Raw genomic sequence first — 15,805 nt, forward strand, 5'->3', positions numbered from 1 at the left:
GGAATATGTATTAATCATAAAAAAAAGCCCTTTGAGTTAAAAAGGCTTTCAGTTATTCCTCAGAGACCGGATTATATGGCATTCCAGTCCGTAAAACTCCCCTTGTTTCGATTCCACCTAATCCCTTTTCACCCGTCAATGTATTTCTTAATACATCCCAGACATTAATCCGTTCCATAAAGGGCGTGAAGCTTATTTTTGCTACGATATAAACAGGGTCAAGCGCATGAATATTGATCCTTGAAGGTGAGCTGGCAAAATTGGCACCTGCATGAATGAGCGATTCAAAATGAGATTGGCAGGCACCCGCGAAAATGACCAATTGATCTAAGTGCGGTACTTTTCGGCGTGCTTCCCGAACGGTTTGGACAAAATGCTTAGAATGGCGGTATGCATTAATATCGGTCATTTTCCCTTTTGCTTTCGAATAGGCATCATGTCCTGTGATGACAAGGATGTCAGGACGGTAATAATCAATTAATTGACCTATTTTTTCAGGCATTTCTTTTTCATTACAATGAATCCCTGTGACAGGTATACCGATTTTATCGTATAGGTCCATGCATTTCTTTAAATAGGTTGGGTCCCCATCTAAATGGAGAACCTTACCGGGAATCTGAAAGTAATTAAATGATTTGACATAGCCGTCAGTTGCTTCATATTCCTGTCTGTGCTTCAATAGATCAACATCTTGGGTAAAAAGCCGGTAGGATTGTTCCTCCAAGGTGCGAAATTCCTGTGTCATTCTCATCCTGTCGGTTGGGTTGATTGGAATCAAATCGTAATAGGGCGCATCTGCGATTAAGCGGAAGTCTTCACCATAGAGGATAGCAATCTTTTGGCCATTGATTTCTCGAATATCTATTATTCTGAAGAGAATATCACAATTATGTGATTGTCTGCCGACAACATCCATTAATTTTAAATCCATTGCTGTCACTCCAATAAGACCAGCAAATAAGGCCTTCCAAATAAAGTTCCTTTCATAGGCTATGCAGAATACGACAGATTTGTGACGGATGGAGGGGGGGGCTGCCTTGAGGCACCTGGTTGTAGACGAAATTATTTGGCTGGAATGGTGGTATTGTTCCCTATCCGGGTTGTTGGCGACACTTTGGACGGGTTTCTCTCTGGGTTTCTCTCTGGGTTTGTCGCCTATCCGGCTTATTGGCGACACTTTGGACGGGTTTCTCTCTGGGTTTGTCGCCTATCGGGCTTATTGGCGACACTTTGGACGGGTTTCTCTCTGGGTTTGTCGCCTATCCGGCCTATTGGCGACACTTTGGACGGGTTTCTCTCTGGGTTTGTCGCCTATCCGGCCTGTTGGCGACACTTTGGACGGGTTTCTCTCTGGGTTTGTCCCCTATCCCGCCTATTGGCGACACTTTGGACGGGTTTCTCTCTGGGTTTGTCGCCTATCCGGCTTATTGGCGACACTTTGGACGGGGCTCTCTCTGGTTTTGTCGCCTATCCGGCTTATTGGCGACACTTTGGATGGGTTTTTCTCTGGGTTTGTCCCCTATTGGGCTTGGCGACACTTTGGACGGGTTTGTCCCCTATCGGGCTTATTGGCGACACTTCCTACTCTTTCCACGCTATTCTATCTCCACACGCCCCAAAACAAAAAAAGACCCCAAAGAGGCCTTCTATTTGAAATATGGAAATAATGCATCACTCAAACGACCAAACTCCTCGAGGGAGAGTGTTTCCCCTCTTCTAGATGGGTCAATCCCGCATCCGCCTAAGGCTTCAAGGATTTGTTCCTTTTTCTGCTTGCCATCCGGAAGCTGGCTGGTTAAATTATTCAATATTGTCTTTCTCCTTTGGGCAAAACTTGCTTTAGTTACTTGAAAAAAGAAGCCCTCATCTTTCACCGCAACCGCAGGAGAAGTCCGTTTCGTCAATCGAATCACAGCAGAATCCACATTAGGCTGCGGGACAAACACGGTTTTCGGAACAACCATCACAGTTTCCGCTTCCGTATAATACTGAATTGCTATTGAGAGTGAGCCATAATCTTTTGTACCGGGAGCAGCTGAAATACGGTCCGCTACCTCTTTTTGAAGCATGACCACAATACCGCGAATCGGCAGCTTCTCCTCAAGGATTTTCATAATAATCGGGGTCGTTACATAATACGGCAAATTTGCAACCACCATGAGATCATCGATGGTTTGGAACTCTTCCTTAATGACCTCTTTCACATCCGCTTTTAAAACATCCTGATGAATAACCTTTACGTTGGAGTAAGGATCCAGAGTATCCTTTAAAATCGGCAGCAAGCGCTGGTCGATTTCAAAGGCTACCACTTTCTTACTGCTGCGGGCAAGCTGCTCTGTTAAAGCGCCAATCCCCGGTCCAACTTCAATTACACCCGTATCCCCGGTAATATTGGCAAATTCAACGATTTTTTTTAGAATGTTGGTATCAATTAAGAAATTTTGCCCAAGGCTTTTCTTAAATGAAAAACCGTATTTCTCCAGAATATCCCTGGTTCTAATTGGGGTCGCGATATCTTTATTCATTTTGTTCCTCCTGAAGCACGACTAAAAGTGCTTGTGCGAATTCCTTCTTACTGATTTGAAACATCATTAAACGCTTATGTAGCTGTTTACCATTTGTGTAGCCAATTTTCAAAAGCTTCCCCAGCTTGATTCGGCGCTCCTTCGACCCTTCGCCGCCAATTAGACCTGCTGTAACTAAATCCTCTTGGGTTATCTCTTCTGCAATCGTTTCCCGCATTATTTGGGCATCCTTTAAAGCCTCCACAATCGCCTCCGGATGAGCATGTTCTACTCCGACCCCTTTGCCATTCTTAGCAATTGCCACTTCCTTTGGTAAAAAGGCGTGTTTGCACCCCGGGACCTTTTCTGCAATTGTCTTTCTAATTTTTTCACCAGGAAAATCCGGGTCGGTAAAAATAATAACCCCTCTTGTTTCTTGGGCACGTCTTACCTTCTCTATCGTCACCTGATTTACTGCTGATCCGTTTGTTTCAATCGTATCCGCATCTACAGCCCTTTTAATGGCGGTTGTATCATCCTTGCCCTCTACCACAATAATTTCTTTAATTTTCATTTTTTCCTCCAAAAAACATAAAAAAATAAAATATTGAAAAAAACTTGAAACATTTTTGTAATATCCATCGTCTATATAAATGAAAACCATCATACATTAGAGTAAAGAATCAGATAGTGCTACTCAACGCGCTTACGCCTTTCTTAGTATAAAGAAATTATTGAAAAAAGCAAAATGCAGAGGATAGCATCCTCTGCACAAAAAAGCTTAATTCAGGACCTTAATTTTCACCTTCCGAACACCCCAGTGATACGCCTGTGATCTGGATGGAAAGAAAACATCTACTTTGTAACCATTTATGGCCCCCCCTGTGTCAGCCGCTACAGCATAGCCATAGCCTTCCACAAATACCTTTGTTCCAAGCGGAATGATACTCGGATCTACAGCAATCACTTTTACATTTGGATTTGCCCGCAGGTTAATTCCGGTTGCAGTCCTTCCTGAACAGCCATTACAATCTGCTGTGTAAGCCGTTGTACTCACATAGAACTCTTGACCGGTTTCATTTTCACCGCGGGAGACTTGCAAGGCTAACTCCTTTGTTCCGACAGCCACTATCTTATCCTGTTTCTCTTTAAGCTTCTGTTCACGAATTAGTTTTCTTGAAACTTCTTTGCCATTTTCATAGAAAACCTCAAATTCTCTTGAAACAAGTCCTTTCTGGCCTTCCCTGACAGTCTTTTCTTTGCCTTTAGCGAGGCTCTCATCTTTTTTGGTTATTACGGCAAAATGAACTGGTTCTTCCACTACATCGGTGACTTTTTCTACCCGAATAACGTGAATCACATCATTCTTATTGACTGTCGCAGTTAATGACGGTTCAACTCGGTCTAATGATTTTAGTTTAATCCCCTGTTGTGTTAAAAAGTCAGCGACCGTAGTCGAAGTGGACCATACTTGTTTCTTTTTTCCACCATCTACATATGTAAGGTGAGAGGCAGATTTAATATTAATTTTCATCTTGTTCTTAATCAGTTTCTGCGAATTAGGCAGAACTTGATCATGTCCCTTTAACGCAATCTTCTGATTTTTCAGAAGCCCAGCAACCGTATCGGCTGTTGTCCATATCGTTTTCTTCTCGTTGTCTTTCACAATAGTAACCTGCTTTGCTTGTTTCCAGACGATCTTCTGATCATCTTCCACATTACTATTTGTAGACGGAAACAAGTAGTCTTGAGAGCGAATCTTTAAACCTAGCTCGTCGAATACCTCTTTGACGGTATCTGCATGGGTTTTTACGATTCTTTCTTGGCCATTCAGCGTCATTGCCACTGTTTTCTTCGACCCTTCAAACACAAGGAAACTAAGAGCACCAGCAAACCCCACTAAACTAGTTACTGCAATTAGCCATTTCTTCTTGCTCACAGACTTGGAAATCAGGTTTTTCATGTTTTTGAATACGATGAAAAACGCCTCCTTTTCTTGGAGAAAATATTAAGAACCACGCTGTCGGCTGTCAACCCTTGCATTCCTGTGAACGTATTTCTAATTATGCATAATGTTGGATGGAAAGCAAAGGAAAACTTATCGACATGGTAATCCTATTCCTGAAAGGAGACGTGTAGAACTTTTTGTTTTTCGAAAAAATTTGGACAAGTTTCTTGATACTACGACAGCATTTTCTGTCAGTTTATGCCGAATAATTTTTTTGCATTATTAGTGGTTGCATCGGCTACTTCTTCTAGGGTCAAGCCTTTTATTTCAGCAATTTGCTCCGCAACGAGCTTTACATACCCCGGTTCATTTCTTTTTCCGCGGTAAGGATGCGGTGCTAAATAAGGGCAATCGGTTTCAATTAATAGTTTATCTAAAGGAATTTCAGCAGCCACTTCTTTCGGCTTTTTTGCATTTTTAAAAGTAACTGGGCCGCCAAGTGAAATATAAAAGTTCATTTTCACACATTCTTTAGCAACCTCCGGGCTGCCGCTAAAGCAATGCATGATGCCCCCGACTTCTTCCGCACCCTCTTCTTTTAAAATTTCAACAATATCTGCCGTTGCTTCACGATTGTGGATGACGATGGGGAGCTTTACCTTTTTCGCTAGTCTGATTTGTTTACGGAATACCTCTTTCTGGATCCCCTTTGGAGACTTGTCCCAATGATAGTCCAGTCCCATTTCACCTATCGCGACAACCTTTGGATGGGAAGCTAAGTCCTCAATCCATTGTAAATCTTCATCAGTCATATCAATGGCATCAACCGGATGCCAGCCAACACAGGCATAGATAAAATCATATGTATCAGCCAAAACCATTGCTTTTTCAATCGTTGGGCGATCAAAACCAACAACGACCATAGTGGATACTCCGGCTTCCTGAGCCCTTAAAATAACTTCCTGCAAATCCTCGTTGTATTGTTCATCATTTAAATGTGCATGTGTGTCGAATAACATTTTAAAACTCCCTGTCATTAAAAGTTAAAAAAGTACGAAAAATCTCGAAAAATGTTTCACGTGAAACTTTCTTAAAGCAAAAGAGCCTTAAACAGGCTCTTCTTTTATAAAACTTTATTTCACTTTTGATCCATTTGGTAAGGTCTGGTCTACTGTTGCGAGTGATAATTGCCCATCTTTTGACCCTGCTAAAATCATACCTTGGGAAAGCTCACCGCGGAGTTTCACAGGCTTTAAGTTCGTAATGCAAATAACCTTTTGTCCTACTAATTCCTCAGGCTTATAGTATTGAGCGATTCCAGAAACCACTTGGCGCTTTTCATACCCTAGGTCAAGCTGTAGCTTTAGAAGCTTATCCGCCTTTTTTACTGGCTCCGCTTGGATAACCTCAGCAACACGTAAATCAATTTTCATAAAATCATCAATGGCAATCTCAGCAAGTTCTTCCGATTTTTCGTCTTTCTTTTCCTCGACAGCCGGCGCGATCCCACCCTGCATTTTCGCCTTAATAAATTCTACCTCATCGGCAATTTCAAGACGCGGGAAAAGTGGTGCATCCTTTTGAACCTTTGTTCCACTTGGAATTAAGCCAAATTTATCAAGGCTCTCCCATGCCTTAAGCCCGTCATCCGTAATCCCTAATTGATTAAAAATACCATTCGGAGTTCGGGTTAAAAATGGCTGGAGAAGAATCGCAATTCTACGTAATGACTCAGCGAGGTGCATCATTACACTTGAAAGCTCTTCTTTACGATTTTCATCTTTTGCCAACGTCCACGGCTGTGTTTCATCAATATATTTATTCGTCCGGCTTACCAATTGCCAAATTGAAGCTAAGGCTACTGAAAACTCCATTTTCTCCATAGCCTCTTCATATTTAGAAACTGTTTCCCGATTCACTTGAAGTAATGCATCATCAAATTCTCCAACAGATCCGGCATAATCAGGAATCACACCGGCAAAATATTTTTCAATCATCGCAACGGTACGGTTTAACAGATTTCCTAAATCATTTGCTAAGTCAAAATTAATTCTTTCGACAAATCCCTCAGGTGTGAAAACACCGTCAGCACCAAATGGAACTTCCCTTAACAGATAATAACGAAGGGCATCAAGGCCATAGCGGTCAATCAAAGTAACAGGGTCAACCACATTCCCTTTTGACTTAGACATTTTTCCATCCTTCATTAACAGCCAGCCATGGGCAAAAACTTTTTTCGGAAGTGGAACATCCAGCGCCATCAACATAATTGGCCAATAAATCGTATGGAAACGGACAATTTCTTTACCGACAAGGTGTACATCTGCCGGCCAGTAATTTAAATATTTGCTGTCGTTGTCGGTTCCATAACCAAGTGCCGTAATATAATTGGACAAGGCATCAATCCAAACATAAATGACATGCTTTGGATCTCCTGGTACTTTTACTCCCCAATCAAACGTTGTTCTGGATACAGCTAAATCCTCTAAACCCGGTTTGATAAAGTTGTTAACCATTTCATTTTTACGGGACTCTGGCTGAATAAAATCAGGATTTTCTTCATAGTATTGCAGAAGTCTGTCAACATATTTACCCATTCTGAAAAAGTAGGATTCTTCTTTAACCTTTTCCACCGGTCTGCCACAGTCAGGACAGTTTCCATCCACTAACTGACGGTCAGTAAAAAAGGATTCACATGGTGTACAATACCAGCCTTCATATTGATCCAAATAGATATCTCCCTGCTCAAGCAGCCGAGCAAATATTTTTTCGACAATTTGCTTATGCCTCTCCTGTGTTGTCCGTATGAAATCATCATAAGAGATATCGAGTTTTTTCCATAATTCTTGAATTCCTCCAACAATTTCATCCACATAGCTTTGAGGTGTGATTCCTTTTTCTTCCGCTTTACGCTGAATTTTTTGGCCATGTTCATCCGTTCCCGTTAAGTACATGACATCAAAGCCCCGCATCCGCTTATAACGTGCCATCGCATCACCCGCAACGGTTGTATACGCATGCCCAATATGTAAATTTCCGCTTGGATAATAAATTGGTGTCGTAATATAAAACGTTTTTAATTTTTCCTCCATCTTAACCCCTCCTATAATCGGCAAAACTCAAACTCTACTTAACCATTATTGCCCCATTTTTATCCTCTTATATCATCAAAATATACCGAAAAACTTTGAATTGTGCAACAAACCTACAGCTAGAGAAAATTTACTAATTCCATTATCCCAAATGACGGACGTAAAAGTCGAACTTTCTGCGAAAGATATAAGGGATAAAAGTAGATTTATGTAGAATTTTGTCGAATTATAGGAAATGGAATTCTATTGTGTGATTCGCATCACAACAATTATAGAAACCTGAAAAACTGAATAATTGTTCAGTAAAACCTTGTTAAATCAATCTTTAATAGACATGAAAAAATTCCCTTTTTTTTATTAAATAAAATAATTGACGAATATGGGAATGGCTGGTATTATTAAATTGTGAAAATATTGTCGAATATTGACGAAGAAAAAGAAGAAAAAATAGAGAAAAACAAATTGAGAGGAGACTAGAAACATATGAAATCTACAGGTATTGTTCGTAAAGTTGATGAATTAGGACGCGTAGTTATTCCAATCGAATTAAGACGCACATTAGGTATTGCAGAAAAGGATGCTCTTGAAATCTATGTTGATGACGATCGCATTATCCTTAAGAAGTACAAGCCAAACATGACTTGCCAAGTAACAGGGGAAGTTTCTGATGATAACTTAGCACTTGCTGGCGGTAAATTAATTCTTAGCCGTGAAGGTGCAGAACAATTATTAAAAGAAATCCAAAACTCTTTTGAGTTAGTAAAATAATTGACGAAAGCTCCAGACATTATGATCTGGAGCTTTTTGATTAATCAATATGATACATTTGATATACGTCTCGTTTATTTAATCCGCGGTCCTTCGCTGTTTGTTTAATGGCTTCCTTGGATGGAAGATCTTTTAGTGTAATATAGTGATTAACATGTTCCTCAATCGTTAACTCCTCCCACCAGCTGCTTGTTGCTTCATCCACTCGGTCCCCGCCTTCAACAATCAAACAAAATTCTCCGCGAACTTCCTCTTGATTGGACCATTCTACCGCCTCTTGAATACTGCCTCTGATAAATTCTTCATATCTTTTGGTTAATTCCCTGCACAAGGAAATTTTTCTGTCACCCAGGATTTCCAGCATAATGGACAGGGTTTCTTTTAGACGGTGTGGTGATTCATAGAAAATCATTGTTGCTTCTTGATGTTTTAGGCCCTCTAATTCCTTGCGTTTGTCCTTCTTATTCCGATTTAAAAAACCATAAAAATAGAAGGGCTGGGTTACAAGCCCTGAAGCAATCAAGGAAGTGAGTGCCGCATTTGCACCGGGTAAAGGAACAACTGTTAACTTTTCTGCGATTGCAGCTGTAACTAGCTCATAGCCGGGGTCGGAGATGGTTGGCATTCCCGCATCGCTGACGAGGGCAATTTTTAAACCATCCTTCACCTTCAAAATCAACTTCTCCCCGCTCGTCTCCTTATTGTACTCGTGATAACTGACCACAGAGGTTGGAATTTCAAAGTAATTGCATAGCTTTTTTGTATTTCGGGTATCTTCTGCAGCAATCAAGTCCGCTTCTTTTAAAATTCTAATTGCCCGAACGCTCATGTCTTCCAGATTACCGATAGGGGTTGGCACAAGATAAAGAATCCCCTTTTGCTCCTCATTTTCAAAGCTCTTCTGCTGCCACATCATAACCACCCGTTTCCCTAAGTAAAAACTCGATTTTCTTCTTTCTCGTTAACCGTTTAAATTGATATTCTGCTTTTAGGGCATCACTTTTATTGCCATAGGTTTTGAAGAACGTTAATGATAACGGTCCTCTCCCCCGGGTATATTTTGCCCCTTTCCCTTCATTATGAAGCTTTAGCCGCCGGTCAAGATTATTTGTATATCCGCCGTAAAGACTTCCATCCCCGCAAGTCAATACATAAAAGAAATGATTATTTTTCTCCATATAAAATCCCTCTTATTTCGGGAGTATATTCATTCTGTTCATTATAGACAATAATCGGGGGTAAAATCTTCAAGTCTGGGCTTCCATCCTTAATAGCTTCTACTAATAAAGTATTGGCCTCTTTTCCTATCTTCGAATACACAAATTGAATCCGCTTGGGCTCAAGCCGGTATTTGCGCATTAAAGAAATGATATCCATTAATCGGCCTGGACGGTGAACGAATGCCACCTTCCCACCCTGCCTAACTAACTGGCTTGAAACGCTGATGGCATCTTCTAACGTGCAATAGATTTCATGACGGGCAATCGCCAGGTGCTCATTTAAATTGATTTCACCCGCCTTTGGTGTTACAAAATAGGGCGGATTGCAGGTAACCACATCAAAGTTCCCATGGCCCAGAAGTTTCGGCATGTTCTTAATGTCACCGTGAATCATTTTTAGCCGATCCTGAAGCCCATTATATTCAACACTTCTTATTGCCATATCATATAGTCGTTCTTGGATTTCTACCCCAGTAATCGTCCCTTTTGTTCTTGCACTTAAAAACAACGGAATCACACCATTCCCGCTGCATAAGTCAATTAAATTTCCCTTTTGAATGGGGACATAGACAAACCTTGCCAGCAAAACAGCATCTAGCGAAAAAGCAAAGACTGAGGGGCTCTGGATAATTCGTAAGTCCTCCGCCAATAAATAATCAAGCCGTTCATCATCTTTCAATAAAACCATATGTATCACCTTTGTCTATAGTTATGTTAACCTAGCCTGTTAATTTGCGTTCCAGGCGCGAGCGGTTCACGGGCAGGTCCGCTCCAATCAAGTTAGTTAGAAAATTTAACAATGCCCTTTAACACATCCTTATTTATAAAAATAGCCTTCCTTTTGGCAGGAAGGCTGATTCTTATTTTTTATTAAGAAAAGAAAGGCAAAACAAGCAATCCCCTTCCTTTCTTAAGCTCCCAAAATGGAGATTGCAAATATGAAACCCTTCATGGTACAGACGTGCAAGGTTATCATATCCTTCACCAATATCAAAAGGCTTAACACTCGTTTGTGTTTGAGCTGTTCCTTTTTTATTAATGACTTCCTTCTTTTCCTTTTCCGTGGTCACATCTAAACGGCGCCTTAGATGCTCATTCTCCAGCTTTAAATAATGATTTTCTTCTATTATTTCAGCCAGATGCTGCTTTAATTCCCCAAGCTGTTGGTAAAGCTGGCCAATTTGTGTTTCCATATTACTTACTGAATCAAATATCTCTTTTTTATCCACGTATTCCACCTCGTTAATCTGTGGATTGTATCGAAAAGGCACCTTCTTTAATGATTTCATCCAAAGTATACTCGAGAACTCGATCGTGTTCCTTTAGCTCCACCTGAAGGACCCGCTCTAAGATATTCAATCCTACCACTTTGCCTTCTCCGTGGGGAGTAACAATGATTTCACCGATATCCGGCAGCTGCTCCTTGGCTGATTCATATTCATCATTTTCATATTTTAAACAGCACATGAGCCTGCCGCATAACCCAGATATTTTCGTTGGATTTAATGAAAGGTTTTGATCCTTCGCCATTTTAATCGATACGGGATCAAAGTCACCCAGGAAGGTAGAGCAGCAAAGCATTCTTCCACAAGGCCCAATTCCACCAAGCATTTTCGCTTCATCACGGACACCAATTTGTCTGAGTTCAATTCGCGTCCGGAAAATCGCCGCTAAATCCTTTACAAGTTCCCTAAAGTCAACTCTTCCATCGGCGGTAAAATAAAAAATGATTTTATTGCGGTCAAATGTATATTCAACATCCACTAGTTTCATATCCAGCTGATGTTCATTGACTTTTTCATTACATGTTTCATATGCTTCCCGTGCTGCTTGTTTATTTTCCTCAACAATCATTCGATCCTTTTGATCAGCAATTCTTACTACTTTCTTAAGCGGAAGAACGACATCGTGCTCCTCTACTGTTTTTTTAGCAATAACCGCTTTGCCATATTCGACACCTCGAACCGTTTCAACGATCACAAAGTCATCCTTCTGAATTTGCAGCTCTCCAGGATCAAAATAATAAATTTTTCCCGCTTTTTTAAAGCGTACTCCTACAACATCATACAAACGAAGATCCCTCCTGCAATTTTAACACAAGCTGTTCCATCATTAGCTGAGGATTCATATTTGCCGCAAGCTTCTTCTTTGCCTCAAGAATAGCTGACATTTGATCGGTCAAGCGCCGCCTAGATGCTTGCAGGGCAAATTGTTTTAACCGTTCACTTTCTTCGATAAAAACAATCTGCTCCTGCTTGTCTAGCTGAATATATAGTAAATCTTTAAAAATAAGAAGTAATAAATCTAAACCACGATTAATCTGTTCTTTCTCTTTAAAGTGAAGAAACCAATCCCCTTGAAGCATGATCATCGCCTCCAACGGATTTTTCTTCAACACTTCATATAATTTTACCACGATTTTTTGGGCTTGTGCAAACCAATCATCCCCATTTAATGACAATGCCTCTTCCAGACTATTCGTCAATTGGGCAAGAAGAGGTGCCTTCATAGGATCAACACCATTTTCCATCAATTGTTTCACCATTGCCTGTGGAGACAATGGTCGAAATGTTAATACCTGGCACCTGGAAAGAATGGTGGGTAAGATTTTCTGCGGCTGCTCCGTTAACAAGAAGGCTGTCGTTTGTGAACTTGGCTCCTCAAGAAACTTTAACAAGCTATTGGAGGCACTAACACTCATTTTATCAGCATGGACCAGTATGTAGACCTTTTTTAGGGATTCGACTCCCTTTTTGGAGAATTCCACTTGCAGGTTTCTTATTTGCTCCACTTTTATCGACTGGCCATCCGGTTCAACGATATGTACATCCGGATGGTTTCCATGATTAATCCGTTTACAATTTTTACAGGTTTCGCATGGTCTGTACCCATCTATAAGGGATTCGCAGAAAAGAGCCTTGGTATATAAAAGTGCAATCTCCTTTTTGCCTGTCCCCCTAATCCCTTCGAGTAAATACGCATGGGCAACTCGGTGTTTCTGTATACTGTTTTTAATCATTTTTAATACAGTTGGCTGTACCTCTTCCAGCTGATCCCATGTTTTAACCAAAATTATCACTCACTTCTATTAAAAATGCATAAATTGTTCAATTGGAAGAACGAAGACTGTTGCTCCCCCTACTTCTACTTCAACGGGATAGGGAACATAGGAGTCTGCATTTCCGCCCATTGGCGAAACTGGAGCCACTAACTGATCACGCGCCCTGCAATTGTCCTTAATAATTTGAAGAGCTCGATCCACACGAATATCCTCAGTACCGATCATAAACGTGGTATTGCCAGATTTCAAAAATCCACCTGTACTCGCAAGTTTGGTCGCGCGAAAATTATTCTCTACCAAAGCCTTAGATAACCGATTACTATCTTGGTCCTGAACAACTGCAATGATTAGTTTCATTTGTTTCACCCTTTCAATTATCGATACCGACTTTCGTTTCTATAATTATAACAGGTATTAAGTGTCTTTACATACTAGAAAAGGGGTGGTTTTCTTTTTGAAAGATAGAAAAAAAGCCTTAAGATCAAGGCTTTGTCTCTTCTAATTTATCCTTTATTATCTGAATTGTTTTTTGAAATACCTCTTCTAGCGTTCCTGAAGCATCTATTTTAACAATCCTATCTGCAAAGCGCTCCAAAATAAGATGATACCCTTCCCTCACTTTTTGGTGGAATGCAAGGTCTTCTAAATCCAAGCGATTAATTTCTCGTCCTTTATTTTTATTGATCCGCTTTAAGCCTACCTCTGGCTCGATATCAAAGTAAATCGTTAAATCAGGCATCATTTTCTCGATGGCAAACTGGTTAATATTCAGAACCTCATCCATTCCCAACCCTCGTGCATATCCTTGATACGCTAGAGAGCTATCAACAAACCGGTCACAAAAGACAACTTTTCCTTCCTCTAATGCAGGCTTAACCTTTTCAATTAGATGCTGTCTTCGTGCTGCTGCATACAGCAAAGCTTCCGTTCGCGGATCCATAGCCGTATTTTCTTTATTTAAGATTACACTTCTAATTTGTTCTGCTATATCAATACCACCTGGCTCCCTTGTCAAGATGGCATTCTCATATTGTTTCGCAACCATACTAATAATGGTCGTCTTCCCCGCACCATCCGGCCCTTCAAATGTAATAAACATTCCATTTTCCATTAATAAACCTCCAAAACCTATCTTAAGATGCCACATAAACACTAATTAGACCATTTTCTAAAAAACTACCACCCTGAAATCGGGCACCGCTTTCCATTAACCTTTTAAGATTCCTTATTTGCCCCTCAGTAATACGTTCCCCTTTTAGTAGCAGTGGAATACCGGGAGGATAGGGGATGATAGTTTCCGCAGAAACTTGGCCAATTGCCTCTGTGAGTGGTACAATTCTTCCCTCCAAATCCTCCATGTCGCTGTAAGGGATGGCTAGTCCAGATATTTTTTGTTCAATCTTCAGGGTTTCTACTATTATCTCATTGTCTGTAATGCCCTTTAACACTTTTTGAATTCTCCCTGCCGTTTCTTCTAAAGGATAGATTTGATTTTCCTTTAGCAAAGGGAGAATTAGCAGCACATTGTATGGATCTGCAAGTTCCGTAAAAATCCCCTGCTCTTCAAATTTGCTTTGAAGGTCAAATCCACTGAGATGGCTGGTAGACTGGATCGTTATTTTTAATGGGTCACCTAAATGATTCGGATAGGTTAATACTTTTATACCTGAAATCTGTTTGAGTGAATCCTTAAATCTATTTATTTCCTTTAACAGGTGGAGTACATCTTTTTGTTGATAGGCAGATAGATAATGCCTAGCTATATCCAATGAAGCCATAATCGGATAGGATGGACTGCTTGATTGAAAAAGCTGCAAGTAATCCTTGACCCTATCTATTTGAATTCGATTGCTATTAATATGTAAATAAGATCCCATTGTCATAGCAGGGAGTGTTTTATGTGCGGATTGAACTACAATATCAGCCCCCAATTGTACAGCAGAAGGTGGAAAAGGACTGCCTATAATAAAATGAGGTCCATGCGCCTCATCCACTAATACAGGAATATTATGTATATGTGCATAGTCTATAATATTCTTTAAATCGTATGCCATCCCGTAATAATTAGGATAGGTTAAGATCAATGCACTGGCATTGGGATATAAATCAATTGCATCTTTAATTGTTTCTAAATGAACACCAGTAGCAACTTTCCACTCATCATCTATTTCCGGTTCTATAAAAATCGGCTTTACCTTCGCTAAACGTAACCCATTTACTACCGATTTATGACAATTCCTTTGGACAAGCACAAAATCATTTTCGCGGCAGGTCGCCATGATCATGGCCAAATTCCCAACTGTCGATCCATTTATAAGAAAAAAACTGCTCCTAGTTTGATATAAATCCTGCAGAAGCAGCTCAGCTTCCAAAATGGCACCCTCGGGTGAATGTAAATCATCTAATCCAGATAGTTCTGTCACATCAAGCTTGAGGATTTGCTCGAAGTAATCTTTTGCAATCATTCCATATTTGTGCCCCGGTACATGGAAGGAAATCGGGTTTTTATTGATGTGATCTACTAATGCTTGATAAAGAGGCATTTTCTGTTGATTTTTCATTTACGTTACTTCCTTCAAAGAGTCTTATTTATTTTAACAATTTGTTTGCAAAAAAATAAAGTCCTAAAAGGACTTGGTTAGGAAAATATCTCCGGGGTAGTGATTTTTTTTAGTTGTTTTAAAAAGTATTTATATTTTGGGTCACTGGTTTCTGTATTAATTAAGTCTTTTTCACAATCCATGCAGATAAATGACGTGTATAGATGTATGCCTTTCGGTTTTAATTGATCACAAATAACGCACGTTTCCTCATGATATTTTTGTGCAAAAATTGAACTCAATTCGTCCACCTCCATACACCTATTCTTCCCTTAATTAATAATTGTATACAATTTTTCGAATAGTCTTTTCAGGCGCTCTTGCTTCTTATTTTATGCCCTCTTTTGGATTTGGGTGTATGTCTATAGGCGATTTCTTTTTAAATACTTCGTACTTTTTTTAAGTTTTTTAACCAGGAAGTGGTTTACCTTACGTTTTTGAGATTTTACCTTCCACCATCCTCATTAACTATATTTCTAAACAAAAAAACAACCCTCATATCAGGTTGTCCTTTATCTTGCCTGGCAACGTCCTACTCTCACAGGGGGACAGCCCCCAACTACCATCGGCGCTGAGAAGCTTAACTTCCGTGTTCGGTATGGGAACGGGTGT

General features: G+C 40.2%; 17 protein-coding genes and 1 rRNA gene. 1 reads left to right on the forward strand and 17 read right to left on the reverse strand.

Annotated elements, in window-relative coordinates; translation table 11 throughout:
- Positions 1–52: 52 nt before the first annotated feature.
- From yabG to metG, 6 genes are all read right to left on the reverse strand, one after another.
- Positions 53–931: a sporulation peptidase YabG gene (gene yabG / locus J2Y67_RS23540; RefSeq protein WP_310177857.1), complete on the reverse strand. Its 879-nt coding sequence runs from the start codon at positions 929–931 to the stop codon at positions 53–55.
- Between the two features lie 715 nt (positions 932–1,646).
- On the reverse strand, positions 1,647–2,525 hold the full coding sequence (gene rsmA, locus J2Y67_RS23545; RefSeq protein WP_310177858.1) for a 16S rRNA (adenine(1518)-N(6)/adenine(1519)-N(6))-dimethyltransferase RsmA: 879 nt from the start codon (positions 2,523–2,525) through the stop codon (positions 1,647–1,649).
- Positions 2,518–3,078, reverse strand: a complete 561-nt coding sequence (rnmV, locus tag J2Y67_RS23550) for a ribonuclease M5 (protein ID WP_310177860.1) — start codon at positions 3,076–3,078, stop codon at positions 2,518–2,520. Before rnmV ends, rsmA begins: the two co-directional genes overlap by 8 nt.
- 207 nt (positions 3,079–3,285) lie before the next feature.
- Positions 3,286–4,467, reverse strand: a complete 1,182-nt coding sequence (locus J2Y67_RS23555) for a ubiquitin-like domain-containing protein (protein ID WP_310177862.1) — start codon at positions 4,465–4,467, stop codon at positions 3,286–3,288.
- A gap of 236 nt (positions 4,468–4,703) precedes the next feature.
- Positions 4,704–5,471, reverse strand: coding sequence for a TatD family hydrolase (locus J2Y67_RS23560; protein WP_310177863.1), 768 nt, complete (start codon positions 5,469–5,471; stop codon positions 4,704–4,706).
- A gap of 114 nt (positions 5,472–5,585) precedes the next feature.
- Positions 5,586–7,544, reverse strand: coding sequence for a methionine--tRNA ligase (gene metG, locus J2Y67_RS23565; RefSeq protein ID WP_310177865.1), 1,959 nt, complete (start codon positions 7,542–7,544; stop codon positions 5,586–5,588).
- 483 nt (positions 7,545–8,027) lie between these two features.
- Here metG and J2Y67_RS23570 point away from each other — a divergent pair, with 483 nt between their 5' ends.
- Complete coding sequence (locus tag J2Y67_RS23570; protein ID WP_310177867.1) at positions 8,028–8,312, forward strand: AbrB/MazE/SpoVT family DNA-binding domain-containing protein; 285 nt, start codon at positions 8,028–8,030, stop codon at positions 8,310–8,312.
- Positions 8,313–8,352: 40 nt separating this feature from the next.
- On the opposite strand, the gene rsmI is transcribed toward J2Y67_RS23570, so the two are convergent.
- The 11 genes from rsmI to rrf all read right to left on the reverse strand — a co-directional run.
- Positions 8,353–9,225 (reverse strand): 16S rRNA (cytidine(1402)-2'-O)-methyltransferase, encoded by an 873-nt coding sequence (gene rsmI, locus J2Y67_RS23575; protein ID WP_310177870.1) that lies wholly within the window; start codon positions 9,223–9,225, stop codon positions 8,353–8,355.
- Positions 9,203–9,490 (reverse strand): GIY-YIG nuclease family protein, encoded by a 288-nt coding sequence (locus tag J2Y67_RS23580; RefSeq protein WP_310177872.1) that lies wholly within the window; start codon positions 9,488–9,490, stop codon positions 9,203–9,205. Before J2Y67_RS23580 ends, rsmI begins: the two co-directional genes overlap by 23 nt.
- Positions 9,477–10,220 (reverse strand): tRNA1(Val) (adenine(37)-N6)-methyltransferase, encoded by a 744-nt coding sequence (locus J2Y67_RS23585; RefSeq protein ID WP_310177875.1) that lies wholly within the window; start codon positions 10,218–10,220, stop codon positions 9,477–9,479. The genes J2Y67_RS23580 and J2Y67_RS23585 overlap by 14 nt, the downstream gene beginning before the upstream one ends.
- Before the next feature lie 172 nt (positions 10,221–10,392).
- Complete coding sequence (gene yabA / locus J2Y67_RS23590) at positions 10,393–10,761, reverse strand: DNA replication initiation control protein YabA (protein WP_310177878.1); 369 nt, start codon at positions 10,759–10,761, stop codon at positions 10,393–10,395.
- A gap of 13 nt (positions 10,762–10,774) precedes the next feature.
- Positions 10,775–11,602 (reverse strand): PSP1 domain-containing protein, encoded by an 828-nt coding sequence (locus J2Y67_RS23595; RefSeq protein WP_310177880.1) that lies wholly within the window; start codon positions 11,600–11,602, stop codon positions 10,775–10,777.
- Positions 11,595–12,602: a DNA polymerase III subunit delta' gene (gene holB, locus J2Y67_RS23600; RefSeq protein ID WP_310177883.1), complete on the reverse strand. Its 1,008-nt coding sequence runs from the start codon at positions 12,600–12,602 to the stop codon at positions 11,595–11,597. Before holB ends, J2Y67_RS23595 begins: the two co-directional genes overlap by 8 nt.
- A gap of 18 nt (positions 12,603–12,620) precedes the next feature.
- Positions 12,621–12,950 (reverse strand): cyclic-di-AMP receptor, encoded by a 330-nt coding sequence (locus J2Y67_RS23605; RefSeq protein ID WP_026574054.1) that lies wholly within the window; start codon positions 12,948–12,950, stop codon positions 12,621–12,623.
- A gap of 124 nt (positions 12,951–13,074) precedes the next feature.
- Complete coding sequence (gene tmk, locus J2Y67_RS23610) at positions 13,075–13,704, reverse strand: dTMP kinase (protein ID WP_310177884.1); 630 nt, start codon at positions 13,702–13,704, stop codon at positions 13,075–13,077.
- Between the two features lie 22 nt (positions 13,705–13,726).
- Positions 13,727–15,154 (reverse strand): aminotransferase class I/II-fold pyridoxal phosphate-dependent enzyme, encoded by a 1,428-nt coding sequence (locus tag J2Y67_RS23615; RefSeq protein WP_310177887.1) that lies wholly within the window; start codon positions 15,152–15,154, stop codon positions 13,727–13,729.
- 77 nt (positions 15,155–15,231) lie between these two features.
- Positions 15,232–15,450 (reverse strand): sigma factor G inhibitor Gin, encoded by a 219-nt coding sequence (locus tag J2Y67_RS23620; RefSeq protein WP_396954133.1) that lies wholly within the window; start codon positions 15,448–15,450, stop codon positions 15,232–15,234.
- A 262-nt stretch (positions 15,451–15,712) separates the two neighbouring features.
- A 5S ribosomal RNA gene (rrf, locus tag J2Y67_RS23625) occupies positions 15,713–15,805 on the reverse strand; the annotation flags it as partial.

This window comes from Neobacillus niacini (assembly GCF_031456445.1).
Classification (GTDB): domain Bacteria; phylum Bacillota; class Bacilli; order Bacillales; family Cytobacillaceae; genus Neobacillus; species Neobacillus niacini_I.